This is a genomic window from Microbacterium sp. (assembly GCF_036277215.1).
In the GTDB taxonomy this organism is placed as follows: Bacteria; Actinomycetota; Actinomycetes; order Actinomycetales; family Microbacteriaceae; genus Microbacterium.
In genome coordinates this window covers 1-12,720 of record NZ_DASUNI010000072.1, presented here as the reverse complement: position 1 = coordinate 12,720, position 12,720 = coordinate 1, and the positions used below count along the sequence as shown (strand labels likewise).

The following is a 12,720-nucleotide window of genomic DNA, read 5'->3' as shown; positions in this document are numbered from 1 at the left end:
GTGAGGCCGGGAACGACCACGACCGCGAGCGCATCGAGGCCTTGGGAGTGCAGGTGGCGCGGGACGCCTGATCCGCTCGGCCGGTCGTAACTCCACTTACGCGAAGCGCGTGTCCGCGCGGCGCATCGGACAGGTGCCTCCGACGGCAATCTGGAGCGCAAGAACGGAAGGAGTTCCGTGCTGAGCGAACACGAGGCACCGTGAGCACCGACGCGGTACTGATCGTCATGGGCGCGGCGATCCTCGGGTTCGGACTGCCGTCGACGATCGTCAAACGGCTCTGGCTCTCGGTGCCCCTGCTCGCCTTGGTGGCAGGTGTGCTGCTGGGACCGGAGGCGCTCGCCGTGCTGCGCCCCGACACGCTCGCCGAGAACCACAAGGTCCTCGAGGAGCTCGCCCGCGTCACGCTGGCCGTCTCCCTGGTCGGTACAGGTCTGCAGTTCCAGCGTGCCGACCTGCGGGCTAACTGGAAACGCGGCGGGATGCTGCTCACGGTCGGCATGGTCGGCATGTGGCTGACGACCAGCGCCGGCGCCTGGCTGCTGCTCGACGTGGAGCCGTGGATCGCGCTGCTCATCGGCGCGATCCTGACCCCCACCGACCCCGTCGTCGCGTCGTCGTTGGTCACGGGCCGCCTCGCCGAGGCCAACCTGCCACGGTGGCTGCGCCGGTCCCTGCAGCTCGAGGCCGGGGCCAACGATGGGCTCGCGCTCGTGTTCGTGCTCGTATCGGCGCTCGTGCTGACCCTGCCCGGTGATGAGGCCGGCACGATCGTAGAGGAGACGGTCGGGCAGGTCGCGATCGCGGTGGCCGCCGGCCTACTTATCGGCTTCGTGACGGGGAAGCTCGTCGATCTCGCGGAGGACCACCAGGCAGCGTCGGCGGGCTACTTCCTTGTCAGCGCCCTGGCGCTCGCGCTGCTCACCGTGGGGGCAGTCCACGCGCTTGGCGGGACGGGAGTGCTCGCGAGCTTCGTCGCCGGCGTCACGTTCTCGCTGGTGCTCGGCGAGCGCTACGCCGAGGAGCTCGAGCAGATGCAGAGCGCGCTCGAGCATCTTCTCGTGGTCCCGGTCTTCGTCTTCTTCGGAGCGGTGGTGCCGTGGGAAGGCTGGACGGCGCTCGGCTGGTCGGGGATCGCTTTCGCGCTGTGGGCGCTCATGGTCCGCCGGCCGGGCATCGCCGCGCTCGCGCTCGCCCCGACGAGAACTCCGCGCCGCGGCGTGGCTTTCCTCTCGTGGTACGGACCGCTCGGCGTCGCCGCGATCTACTACGCGCTCTTCGTCGAGCGCTACGGGCTCGAGGAGTTCGACCGGGTCTTCGCGGCCTGCACGCTGGCAATCGCGGTCTCGGTCATCGCCTTCTCAGTGACGGCGACCCCCGGGGTGCGGCGCTATGCCGGGCGGAAGGCCCGCACGACGCTGCGGCATCCGCTCACCAAGGACATCGACGGCGCGCCATAGCGGGCTACGGGGGCGAGTCGCGCAGCGGAAGGAAGGGGGTCTTGTCACGCGGCCGCATCCCGGCTTTGATCGCGCGCTCTCGCTCGAGCTCCGAGTTGAGCTCCGCGCCGAGCAGGATGGCCAGGTTGGTCAGCCACATCCACATCAGAAGGACCAGAACCGCGCCGATGCTGCCATAGAGCGCACCGTAGGAGCCGAAGCTCGAGACGTACAGCGAGAACGCCAGCGACGCGGCGATCCACAAGACCATGGCGAGCACGCTGCCCGGCATGAGCCAGCGCCACCCCGGGTGGAGCACGTTCGGCGACGCCCAGTAGAGCAGCGAGACGAGCGCCATCACGGCGAGGGCGAGCAAGGGCCACTTCGCGTACTGCCACACCGCCACCGCGGTCTCCCCGACCCCGACGAGGCTCCCCAGCTGCTCCGCGACCGGGCCCGTGATCACGACGATGAGCGCCACCAGGGCGGTCAGTAGGAGCAGCGTCACGGTCAGCACCACGCGGACGGCCAGCTTCTTCAAGCGTGGGCGCTCCTCCTCGACCTCCCAGACGACATTCGCCGCCGGGATGAAGGCGCCGATGTAGGCCGAGGACGACCACACGGCGACGGCAAGCGAGACGGCGAGCGCGATCCCCGCGCGATCGCTGTCGCGGATGCTGCGCAGCGCGTCGAGCGCGATCTCGCGGCCGGCGCTCGGCGCTAGGCCGCCGAGATTCTCGATCAGCGGCTCCAGCGCCTGCGCCCCGACCAGGCCCAGCATCGAGACGATCGCGAGCATCGCCGGGAAAAGCGAAAGCAGCGCATAGAAGGCCAGCGCTGCCGCCCACTGCGCGAGGTGGTCGGGGCCGATCTGTCTCGCCGTGCGCTCGAGCACGGCGCCCCAGGAGCGCACGCCGAGTCGGCTCGGGCCGCGAGGAGCCCCGCCGCCGTCCGCAGGCGCTCCGTTCGTGCCTCCTGCAGCTCGCTCGGGCATAGGTCTCCGGCTGGGTTGGGCCCCCGGCGGCCGGTGGCCGCCAGGGAGGGCGGCCACCGGACCATGCGCCGGCGCTGGGGAATTTGTCGGCCGGAGCAGGGGGCGACGCTCATAGTCCGGGAGGGGAAGTGGCGTCGGAGAGTGCCTGCCCGCACAGGCGGGATTCGGCGCAGCGGCCGTCAGCCGGCCGACACCCGGGCCCGGCGGCCGTCGCCCCGCACGGCCGCTTCGTCGCGGATGTCGCGCAGTACCGCACCGGCGACCGCCACCACCGGGGCGGCCACCATCGCGCCGACGATGCCCCCGAGGACGGCGCCGGCGGCGACGCCGAGGAGGATCGCGAGCGGGTGGACGTGTATCGCGCGGCCCACCACGACCGGCTGGAAGACGCTTCCCTCGATCTGCTGTACGAGCAGGATCGCGGCGAGGACGGCGGCGGCGGCGAGCGGACCCTTCGCCACGAGCGCCATCAGCACCGCGAGCAGCCCCGTCATCGTTGCTCCGATCACGGGCACATAGGCGCCGAAGAACGTCAGTACCGCGAGCGGGAGCGCGAGCGGCACGCCAATCACGACGAGCGCCAGGCCGATCAGCACGGCGTCGAACAGGGCGACCAGCGTCTGCCCGCGCACGAAGCCCGCGAGCGCCCGCCATGCACGTGCCCCGATCCGATCGGCGTCGCCGCGGCGGCCGGCTGGGATGAAGGCGAGCACCCACGTCCAGACCCTGCCGCCGTCCTTGAGCAGGAAGAACAGCACGACGATCGCCAACGCGACCGCCGTGAGCACCTCCAGGGCGACGAGTGCGCCTCCCAGCAGTTGCGCGGCGATCGCGTCGAGGCTCGTGCGGACCTGGTCCTCCAAGCGGTCGATCCCGTCGCTGATCTGATCGTTCGAGATCGGCAGCGGTGAATCGCGGACCCACGTCTGCACCTGATCGAGCGTCGCCGAGACGCCGACGTCGAGATCGCCGAACTCGTCGATGATGGGTGGGGCGATCACGGCCAGCGCGCTCGCCAGTACCAGCAGCGAGATCAGCAGCACGATCACAGCCGCCGGGCCGTCGTGCCAGCCGCGGGCGCGCAGCCATCGGACCGGCGGCTCGAGCACGGTGGCCAGCACGACCGCGAGCAGCACCGGCAGGACCACCAGCCGTAGTCGCGCGAGCACGTTGAGGGCGACGACGACGGCCGCGAAGATGACGAGGCCCCAGAGACACTGCTGCCCGAGCCGAGCGAGCCTGCCGGATCCGGCCGCGTTCCGCGCGCGGGTCGGCCTCACCGACGTCGTCACTCCCGAGCGCTCGCTGCCTCGATGGTCTTGTCGAAGGTGAGCTTGCCGCCCTTCACGGTGTAGACCCCGTACGAGGTGAGCGTCGTGTCGCCGTTGTCGTCGATGCTGTACGTCCCGAGAACGCTCTCGCGATCCTGCGTCTCGAAGAGTGCGTCGATGATGTCCGGCTTCTCTCCGGTTCCGGAGCGCTCGATGGCGTCGAGTGCGAGCCTCATCGCCTCGTAGCCGTAGATCGCGTACGGGTCGGGGTTGTCATCGCCGTACTTCTGCCGGAACGCGTCGAAGAACTCCCGGCCCTGGGGCGGGTACTGGTCGGGCGCGAGGGTCGCGACCGTCACCTTCGTGCGGCGTCCCACGCGTCGCGGGATGCCGCCCTCCTTGGGGTCGACGAATCCCGACTCAGCGACACCGTCGGGCCCGTAGAGCTTCGCGTCAGGCAGAGCGGCGGCGAAGTCCTTGTAAAGCTGCACCGCGTTGTTGGCGGTGATGCCTGCGTAGACGAAGCAGTCCGCGTCCTGCCTGGCCGCCGAGGCTGCCAGCGAGCGGAAGTTCGCGGCGTTCTTGTCGATCGCCTCGTTGGCGAGTATCTGCAGCCCTTGACGCTTCCCGGCGTTCTGGATGTTGCGTGCCAGGCCGGCGCCGTAGACCTCCTTGTCGTTGGTCATGAAGACTCGGCTGCAACCGTCCTGTTCCATGACCGTGGCGAGCGCCGCGGCCTGGATGGTGTCCTTCGGGACTATCCGGACGTAGTGGCGCTCCCCGGTCGGGTAGTACTTCTCGGGCTCGCCGGTCTCCGCGCCCGGGTCGTCGGAGGTGAGCCCTACCGCGGTGTTGGCAGGGCTGATCTGCGGCACGCCGCCCTCATTGAGGATGGGCATCGACACCGCCGAGGCCCCGGAGTTGAACTCACCGATGTACGCGGCCGTGTTGTCGTTCAGCGCGGCCTCACGCGCGTTCGAGGAGGTCGCCTCCGGTGTCCACGAGCCGGCCTGGGCCGTCGAGCCGTCAAGCGACTCGTAACGGATGTCGAAGTCCCCCGCGCGGCCTCCCGCCTGCTCGAGCGCGAGCTCGATGCCGTTGACCATCGCCACCGTCTGCGGCCGCGACGCGCCCTGGAGGGGCAGCGACGAGTAGACCGTGAGCTGCTTGCGCTCTGAGGCGTCGCCGCTACCGCCGTCGTCATCGCCTCCGCAGGCGGTGATTGCCATCAGCCCCATGGCGGTCGCCAGGGTGAGAAGTCTGCGCATGTTGTCCTCCAGGGATCGGTCGTCTCGCCCGAGGAGTCCTGCACCGCATCCGAGGTCACGATCGGTGACTGTCGTCGCACTGACCGCCGGACCGTCCTGGAGGTACGTCATGAGGTGGCGTCTGGTGGAGGTCGGCACTACCCGCGTTGCTCGGCTTCGCGCGTTCGCGGTGCAGGTGCCGCGACCTAGCGGCTCGGAGGAGTGCGTCTGTCGAGCATCCCGGGTGCGGCGGCTCTGGGAGGAGGACCCGAGGCCGCCGAACCCGTTGCCGTCGTTCAGCCCTGGAGCGCAGGCTCGCCGGCGGCGAGGGCGCGCACGTCTTCGGTGGTGAGCCGGTTGCCGCCGATCGCCCAGTCGCCGCTCGCGACGGTGTCGATCACGCACCAGGTGACCGAGCGCATGTTCTCGCCTTCGATGCTGACCATGGCGTCCGTGAGCTTCTCTGCGATCTCGCCCTTCTGCTCGTCTGTGAACACGCCGTCGATGACCTTGACATTGATGAGGGGCATGCTGGCTCCTTGTTCGCGACCCACCCCGGCAAACCCGGCGGGACTCGGGGTCGGTCTCTTGACCTCGTCCATTTCATCGTCGGGCGGGGCTGGCGACTTCCCGAAATCGGGCCATTCTCCAATGGCCGGGATCGCCCACGTGCGGGCGTCACCGGAAGGCCCTCGAGCAGCCCACCTCGGCCGGCCGTGCGTTCGCCGGACACCGGCGTACCCGATGGAGCCGTAAGCCGGCTGACGATTCCGTGGCGTCGGGCATCGGTGGCCGTAAGTCGGATGACGGTGCGTCCCGGAACGCCTTTACAGCGCGGCTGCGCTCCGAGAGCGTGCTCGCACGACCCCTCTGGAGGTGCCCGTGCGACGGAACTCGATCGCCATCTGGGCGACGATGGCGGCACTGGCGTGGCCGGCCGCGGTGCTGGCAGCGCCCTCGACCCTGACCTATCCCGGTGACACGGTCACCGTCTCCGGCAACCCGACCGCATTCTCGCTCACCGTGTCGCAGTTCACGCGTTTCGTGTTCCCGGCGGGCTTCCAGACGACGTACGCGGTCGCCTCCACCGAGGGCTTCGCCGACGCGAGCGGCGGCAGATGCAACGACGACTCCGGCGCGACGCCCCCGACGAGCTTCACCTGCTCGCCCCTGCCGGCGATGACGTCCGTCACCGGCTCGCCGCAGGGCGACACGGTCACGGCGGGCTGCAACTTCATCTTCGGGTCCGCGCGCATGACCGTGAGCGCCGGCGACGGCGCCGACACGATCACGGCGGCGTGCGGCTCGGACGTGCTCCGTGGCGGCGCTGGGAACGACTCGATCGAAGCGGGTGCAGGCAACGACGAAGTCGACGGCGAGGATGGCGAGGACAGCGTCGCCGGCGGTTCTGGGGGCGACGTGATGAGCGGCGGCACCGGCGACGACTCGCTCCAGGCCGGCAGCGGAGATGACACGGCCGACGGCGGCTCCGGCGCCGACGCCGTGTCGGGCGGCGAGGGCACCGACCACCTGCGCGGCCAGGACGGCAGAGATGCGCTTGCAGGCGGCGTCGGCGACGACCTCCTCGAAGGCGGGGCGGACCGCGACACGCTCGACGGCGGCGAAGGCAACGACACGCTCGACGGCGGCGACGGACGCGACCTGCTGCTGCCGGGCCCCGGGAGCGACATCGTGCGCGGCGGGCCGAGCCTCGACGCCGTCTCCTACGAGGACCGCGGCGGCCAGCCTCTGCGCATCAGCCTCAATGGCACTGCCGACGACGGCGAGCCGGGTGAGAATGACGCGATAGAGAGTGACGTCGAGAACGTGATCGGGAGCGCGGGGCCGGACAGCATCGTCGGCAACGACGGCCCGAACGACCTCGACGCCGGGGCGAGCAACGACACGATCGAGCCCGCCGGCGGCGCCGACTTCGTGGATGCCGGAGCGGGCGACGACCGGATCACGGCACGCGACGGCGTGCAGGACCGCATCGAGTGCGGCTCGGGTGTCGACGTGGCGATCGTCGACGAGTTCGACATCGTCGCGGCCTGTGAGAACGTCGAGTCGAGTCGCGAGCTGATGGCCGACGTGGACAACGACGGGATCCCGGCGCCCGCCGATTGCGACGACCGCAACGCCGGCATCCGCCCGGGCATCCCCGACGAGCCGGGCAACCGGGTCGACGACGACTGCCTCGGTGGCGATGCTGCGTTCGCTCGCATCGAGACCCCGATCCAGTTCAGGTTCAAGCTCCGGCGGCGGTACACGCGGATCACTCGGCTGCTGGTGCTCGACGTGCCGAGCGCCAGCACGATCGAGGTGCGCTGCCGAGGTGGTCGCCGGCGCGGCTGCCTCAAGGGTGTCAAGCGCAGCCGCGTGGCTCGCGCGACCGCTCAGAAGAACCTCTCGCGCGTCGTGCGCAAGCGCAAGCTCAGGCGCGGCGCACGGATCGAGGTGCGGGTCCTGCGTGCGGCTTCGGTGGGGAAGGTGCTGCGCCTCACGATCAGGGCGCGCAAAGTGCCGAGACTCTCGCGCCGATGCCTTCCGCCGGGAACGCGCACGCCGCGAAGGTGCTGAGTCCGATCGCAGACGAGTGGTGGTGTGAGGGGCGGCCCGCCGCCTTGGGCGGCCAGTCCACGGGAGAGGCTGGGTAGTGGATCAGCAGATCGGCTTTGCCAGTCTCGGGGACAGGCGTGTCGCGTACGCCACCGTGGGCTCCGGTCGCGCGATCGTCCTGCCGCCCTGGTGGGTCAGCCACGTCAGCGAGGACTGGGGCACTGTCCGTCTGCGGCAGTTCGTCGAAGCGCTGGCCCGCGACCGCCGTGTCGTCCGCTTCGATCGGGTCGGCACGGGCGCTTCGGACGGCGAGCGACCTGTCGGCGAGTTCACCCTCGATGTGGAGGTCGCCACGCTGGCCGCCGTGGTGGATGCGCTCGAGCTCGACTCGTTCGCGCTCCTCGGCATCTCCTGTGGCGGGTGTACCGCGGCGCGCTACGCCGCCCGCGAGCCAGAGCGCGTCGAGCGGCTCGTGCTCTACGGCAGCTACGCTGACGGTCGCCGCCTCGGAACCGTCGACGTCCGGCTCGGAATGGTCGACGTCGTCCGCGCGAGCTGGGGCCTCGGCGCGCGGGTCCTGACGGAGATCTTCATGCCCGGAGCCGAGCCGGCCGAGAGGGCCGCCTTCGCTGCGTTCCAGCGCAGCTCCGCCGGACGCGACACGGCAGCCCGGCTCCTCGAGCTGATCTATGGCTCCGACGTGACCGTGGACCTGACGCGGGTGACGGCACCGACGCTCGTGCTCCACCGGCGCCTCGACCGCGCCGTCCCGTTCCGGCTCGGCGCCGAGGTGGCGGCACTGCTGCCGGCCGCCGAGTTCGGCGAGCTCGAAGGGGAGGCACACCTGCCCTGGCACGGGGATGAGACGTCCGTCATCGCCGCGTCGGCCGCGTTCCTCGGGATCCCCGCTCCTCTCGCCGACGAAGCCTCCGGCGCTGATCGCCTCGGCGAGCTCAGCGGTCGAGAGCGCGAGGTCCTGCAACTGGTCGCCCGAGGCCTGACGGATCCGCAGATCGCTCGCGAGCTCATCCTCAGCCCCCACACCATCCATCGCCACGTGGCGAACATCCGCACCAAGCTCAGACTCCCGTCGCGTGCGGCCGCCGCCGCCTACGCCGCGCGGTCCGGACTGCTCTGACGTTCGCGACGGGCCGCACGCCCAGGGACAAGGACACCGGCCGCGACGAACGCCGCCGCGACGTCGGCGGCGTCGGCGTCTGCGAGTCCCGATGCCGTCAACGTCCGCCACGTCGGAAAGTCGACGGTGAGGCGGAGGGCGGCAACGAGGCGCCCTCGACGGCGGCCGCGTACGGCGCGGCCGCCGGCAAGGATCTCGACGGCACGCTCAAGCAGCGGAAACCACGTCTCACCCATGACCGTTCCGAGCGCCTCGACGAGCGGGGCGTCGCGGTAGGCGGTGCTCCACATGGCCTGCGTCTGCCGGTAGTAGGCGTATAGCTCGCCGAGCGCGATCCGGAGGCGTTGGTCGGGGTCCCTGACGCCCATCCACGCTTCGACGTCCGGGGGCGGGTGCAACTCGATCCAGTGCGACGTGCACGCCACGACCATGTCCGCCTCGGTCGCGAAGTGCTTGTAGACGGTCATGCGATTCACGCCCGCGCGCCGTGCGACCTCCGTCACCGTCGTCCGCGACGCTCCGACCGATTCGTGCAGCTCGACCAGCGCGTCGACGATCCGCGCGCGGGTCTGCTCCTGCCTGAGCGCTCGGTCCTTGAGCTCGTACTTGCGTCTGGTTGCCGCCATTTCAATCATCATAGTGCTAACCGAACTGACAATGGGGGCCTGGTCCGGCATATTCACACATCACGCTGCCACCTCAAATGCGAAGGAGCGTCCGATGTACACCGTCCAGACCCGCGAGCTCGACCTCATGTCCGCCCACCACCGCGATCACGCCGACAACGTCGTGCGCGCCGCGTGGCCGGTCCATCGCGGCACCGGCGCCCGCAGCACCGCCGCCGTCCTGTTCGAGCTCGGCCGTGGCATGCGCCTCGGCACCCACACCGACAGCGCCGAGGAGGTCCTCGTCGTCCTCGAGGGCGAGGTGGAGATCGTCGTCGGAGACGAGCGCCGCCGCGCCGGGGCGGGGTCGATCTCGGTCGTCCCCGCCGAGATCCCCCATGACGTCGTCGGGGCCGGCGACACGCCGGCGCGCGTCACCGGCGTCTTCTCCTCCAGCACGATCGTCAGTGTCTTCGAGGACGAGTGGGTCCCCTACGGCACGCGAGTGCTGGGCACGCCACCGCCCGCCGAGCTCGCCCCCTGATCCATCACCTTCCCGAGACCTTCAAAGGACAGCGATCCCATGCATCTCGACTACCGCTTCCAGGCCCGCTTCACCGACTCGATCCAGATCGGGCCCGTCGACGGAGGCATCCGCGTCGACAACTACTTCGACGGCCGCATGACCGAAGGCGCGCTCACCGGCGCCCGGGTGCGCGGGGTCGACCAGGTCCGCGTCCGCGCCGACGGCAGCGTCGTCCTCGACATCCGCGAGACGATCGAGACCGAGCAGGGCCCGATCTCCGCCGATGTCCGCGGTTACGCCCTCCCGGACGCCGATGCCCCGCACCGGCATCGGATCACCGGCTTCGCGCTCTTCTCGACCGCGGTGCCCGGCTACGCCGACTACAACACCGCGGTCGTGGCCATCGACGGCAGCGTGGACATGGCCACCGGCACGATCGACGTCGCAGGCCGCGCCCTCTCCCCGGCCGGCCAGGGGCTGCGCCACGCCATCGCCGCCTGACGAGTTCGTCCTCGCGACGGCGGAGCCGTTCCGCGCGCGGAGGCGGCGGCGCAGAACTCGATCGAGTCCGAGCGAAGCGCTGCCGCACTCCGGGGCGCGGCGCTCTCTGATCGCTGGCGGCGCGCCTCCGTGCGGGCGCAGACCGAAGGCCGCACTAGGCGTCGTGGCTCGGCACCACGAGGACGGGCTTGCGACCGTCCTGCACAGCAATTCTCGAGACGCTTGCGTGCAGCAGGGCTTCGAGCCTGCCGAGGTCGCGGTGCCCGAGAACGACCAGATCGGCGTCGCGTTCCTCCGCCACGTCGAGGAGCCCCGCCGCGACCGCGGAGGACCCGGTGCCCACGCGGGTCTCCGCCTCGGCCTCGAGGCCCGCCCTGCGCGCCCGCGCCACCCCGTCCTGCGCGGTCGATCGCGCGAGCCGCTCGAAGTCGGCCTCTTCCGCGGCCGTGGGAACGACCAGGGCGTCCGGCGGCACCATCGCGCCGGCCGGAGGCAGCGGGATGGCGGCCACATGTACCACCACGGCTGTCGAGCCCTTGAACCTTGCGGCCGCGAAGTCCACCGCGCGCCTCGACGAGGGCGAGCCGTCGTAGCCGACGACGAGTCGCAGGACCGACATCGGCGAATCGGTCGGGTCGCGAGCTCCATCACGTTCGGTCGATGCGTGCGTGTCGGACATGCGACCAGCGTGTCATCGAAGCGGGCGCCTTGACATGGAGCTGAGCCTCCATGGATCGCGGTTACGGCTACTACCCGGCGCCCGGCGACGTCGCGGATGCCGCGCGACATCCGCCTCATGACCGTCGACGGCCGCGCCGCGACCGGGACCCGGGCCGTAAGGCTACGGACGTTCCCTGTACCAGCCGGCGGCCGTGGGGAATGACCGCCACATGCGGTCGAGCGCGGTGCCGTCGATGGCGGCCACGAGACGGGGGCGCGGGCCATGCGTGCCCTGACGGTCGAACCGGGTGTCGCGGGCAGCGATCGCTTGCGCGAGGTCGCGGAACCCCACCGGGACGAGGGGTCGGTTCTCGTGGCCGCGCTGGCCCTCGGCATCTGCGGCACGGATCGCGAGATCGTCTCAGGATCGTACGGCGAGGCACCTCCCGGACAGCCTCACCTCGTGCTGGGCCATGAATCCCTCGGTCGGGTGTTGGTGGCGCCGGATGGGGGGGACCTGTCGCCGGGCGATCAGGTGGTCGGGATCGTGCGGCGGCCCGATCCGGTCCCGTGCGCCAACTGCGCGGTCGGCGAGTGGGACATGTGCCGCAACGGCCGGTACACCGAGCACGGCATCAAGGGCCTGCACGGCTTCGCGCGCGACCGCTACCGGTTGCGGCCTGAGGGGCTCGTCCGCGTCGACCCGGGTCTCGGCGACCTCGGCGTCCTGCTCGAGCCGACGTCGGTCGTCGCGAAGGCGTGGGAGCACGTCGAGCGCATCGGGGAGCGCGCGGTGTGGGATCCGAGGACCGTGCTGATCACCGGCGCCGGCCCGGTCGGCTTGCTCGCGGCGCTCCTCGGCGCGCAGCGCGGACTGGACGTCCACGTGCTCGACCGTGTCGCCGACGGGCCCAAGCCGGCGCTTGTCGACGCGCTCGGCGCCACATACCACACCACTCACGTCGAGGAGTTCGAGCTCGACGCCGACGTGGTGATCGAGTGCACGGGAGCGCCCGCGGTCGTCGCGGCCGTGCTCGCCGGCACGGCGCGCAACGCCGTGGTCTGTCTCGCCGGCGTCTCCTCACCGGGTCGCCGCGTGGCGGTTGACCTCGGGGCGCTCAACCGCGAGTGGGTCCTCGAGAACGACGTGGTCTTCGGCTCCGTCAACGCCAATCGGCGCCACTACGAGGCGGGCGCGGCAGCGCTGGCCACTGCCGACCGGGCCTGGCTCTCGCGACTGCTGACCCGCAAGGTGCCGATCGAGTCATACGCCGAGGCGCTCGAGCGTCGGGAGGACGACATCAAGACCGTGGTGAGCTTCTGAGTGGCCGGCCGGATCGAGGACTACGCCGTCATCGGCGACCTCCACACCGCGGCCCTGGTCGGACGCGACGGGTCGATCGACTGGTTGTGCCTGCCGCGCTTCGACTCGCCGGCCTGCTTCGCGGCACTGCTCGACACTCCTGATGCGGGCCGCTGGCAGGTCGCTCCCGCCGGCGGCGTTGCGTCCGCGACGCGGCGGTACCGCGGCGACTCGCTCGTGCTCGAGACGGAATGGCTGGCGCCCGAGGGCACGGTCAGGGTCGTCGACCTCATGCCGCCGCGCGGAAAGGCGGCGGATGTGGTGCGGATCGTGGAAGGCATCAGCGGCCGCGTCCGAATGCACAGCGAGCTGCGACTGCGCTTCGACTACGGCTCGACGGTCCCGTGGGTGCGACACGGCGAGGGGTGCCTCGCGGCGATCGCGGGGCCGGATGCCGCGTGGCTGCATGCGCCGGTC

At 70.9% G+C, this 12,720-nt stretch carries 13 protein-coding genes; 7 read left to right on the top strand and 6 right to left on the bottom strand.

What is annotated here, in order from left to right:
- Positions 1-200 precede the first annotated feature (200 nt).
- Positions 201-1,460: a cation:proton antiporter gene (locus tag VFX99_RS03595; RefSeq protein WP_329664949.1), complete on the top strand. Its 1,260-nt coding sequence runs from the start codon at positions 201-203 to the stop codon at positions 1,458-1,460.
- Positions 1,461-1,464: 4 nt separating this feature from the next.
- Here VFX99_RS03595 and VFX99_RS03590 read toward each other — a convergent pair whose 3' ends face one another.
- The 4 genes from VFX99_RS03590 to VFX99_RS03575 all read right to left on the bottom strand — a co-directional run bounded on the left by VFX99_RS03590 (position 1,465) and on the right by VFX99_RS03575 (position 5,481).
- On the bottom strand, positions 1,465-2,352 hold the full coding sequence (locus VFX99_RS03590; protein WP_329664948.1) for a YihY/virulence factor BrkB family protein: 888 nt from the start codon (positions 2,350-2,352) through the stop codon (positions 1,465-1,467).
- Positions 2,353-2,612: 260 nt separating this feature from the next.
- Positions 2,613-3,725, bottom strand: a complete 1,113-nt coding sequence (locus VFX99_RS03585; RefSeq protein WP_329664947.1) for an AI-2E family transporter — start codon at positions 3,723-3,725, stop codon at positions 2,613-2,615.
- On the bottom strand, positions 3,722-5,083 hold the full coding sequence (locus tag VFX99_RS03580) for a branched-chain amino acid ABC transporter substrate-binding protein (protein WP_329664946.1): 1,362 nt from the start codon (positions 5,081-5,083) through the stop codon (positions 3,722-3,724). Before VFX99_RS03580 ends, VFX99_RS03585 begins: the two co-directional genes overlap by 4 nt.
- Positions 5,084-5,247: 164 nt before the next feature.
- Entirely contained in the window at positions 5,248-5,481 is a 234-nt protein-coding gene (locus VFX99_RS03575) for a 4-oxalocrotonate tautomerase family protein (RefSeq protein WP_329664945.1), read from the bottom strand.
- Between the two features lie 346 nt (positions 5,482-5,827).
- On the opposite strand from VFX99_RS03575, the gene VFX99_RS03570 reads away from it, so the two are divergent.
- Positions 5,828-7,531: a calcium-binding protein gene (locus VFX99_RS03570; RefSeq protein WP_329664944.1), complete on the top strand. Its 1,704-nt coding sequence runs from the start codon at positions 5,828-5,830 to the stop codon at positions 7,529-7,531.
- A gap of 76 nt (positions 7,532-7,607) precedes the next feature.
- The gene (locus VFX99_RS03565; RefSeq protein WP_329664943.1) at positions 7,608-8,648 is read left to right on the top strand and encodes an alpha/beta fold hydrolase; all 1,041 of its coding nucleotides are present in this window, start codon (positions 7,608-7,610) and stop codon (positions 8,646-8,648) included.
- On the opposite strand, the gene VFX99_RS03560 is transcribed toward VFX99_RS03565, so the two are convergent.
- A complete protein-coding gene (locus tag VFX99_RS03560) occupies positions 8,621-9,274 on the bottom strand; it encodes a helix-turn-helix domain-containing protein (RefSeq protein WP_329664942.1) in 654 nt (217 codons plus the stop codon). The genes VFX99_RS03565 and VFX99_RS03560 overlap by 28 nt on opposite strands.
- Before the next feature lie 94 nt (positions 9,275-9,368).
- Here VFX99_RS03560 and VFX99_RS03555 point away from each other — a divergent pair, with 94 nt between their 5' ends.
- Positions 9,369-9,797 (top strand): cupin domain-containing protein, encoded by a 429-nt coding sequence (locus VFX99_RS03555; RefSeq protein WP_329664941.1) that lies wholly within the window; start codon positions 9,369-9,371, stop codon positions 9,795-9,797.
- Between the two features lie 39 nt (positions 9,798-9,836).
- A complete protein-coding gene (locus tag VFX99_RS03550) occupies positions 9,837-10,280 on the top strand; it encodes a hypothetical protein (protein ID WP_329664940.1) in 444 nt (147 codons plus the stop codon).
- Positions 10,281-10,434: 154 nt separating this feature from the next.
- Here VFX99_RS03550 and VFX99_RS03545 read toward each other — a convergent pair whose 3' ends face one another.
- Positions 10,435-10,959: a universal stress protein gene (locus tag VFX99_RS03545; protein WP_329664939.1), complete on the bottom strand. Its 525-nt coding sequence runs from the start codon at positions 10,957-10,959 to the stop codon at positions 10,435-10,437.
- 264 nt (positions 10,960-11,223) lie between these two features.
- Between VFX99_RS03545 and VFX99_RS03540 the strand changes: the two genes are divergently transcribed.
- A complete protein-coding gene (locus VFX99_RS03540) occupies positions 11,224-12,264 on the top strand; it encodes a glucose 1-dehydrogenase (RefSeq protein WP_329664938.1) in 1,041 nt (346 codons plus the stop codon).
- Positions 12,265-12,720, top strand: a 456-nt coding sequence (locus VFX99_RS03535) for a trehalase-like domain-containing protein (protein ID WP_329664937.1), incomplete at its 3' end; no start/stop codon positions are given.